The following is a 212-nucleotide window of genomic DNA, read 5'->3' as shown; positions in this document are numbered from 1 at the left end:
CGGGAAAAACTCCGAACCGTCGTCATTGAAAACGTCACTAAAATGCTCGCTTGCAGTACCGCTGCTTTTGGCTCTAAAGAGTATCGATGCAGTCATGCTGACTGCACCCATCACAAATACATTCACCAAACGTGTAAGTCTCGGTTTTGCAGCAGTTGTGGCATTAAAGCCACAGAGCGGTGGATACGAAAGCAACAGCATGTCTTTCCTGA

General features: G+C 47.2%; 1 protein-coding gene. It reads left to right on the top strand.

The window, feature by feature from the left end; genetic code table 11:
- Nucleotides 1–212: transposase zinc-binding domain-containing protein (locus AB4484_RS19895; RefSeq protein ID WP_372079987.1), on the top strand; the 212-nt coding region annotated here is incomplete at both ends.

The sequence above is a fragment of the Vibrio sp. 10N.261.46.A3 genome, from assembly GCF_041472995.1.
Taxonomy (GTDB): domain Bacteria; phylum Pseudomonadota; class Gammaproteobacteria; order Enterobacterales; family Vibrionaceae; genus Vibrio; species Vibrio coralliirubri.
This window is presented reverse-complemented; position numbering and strand designations above follow the sequence as displayed.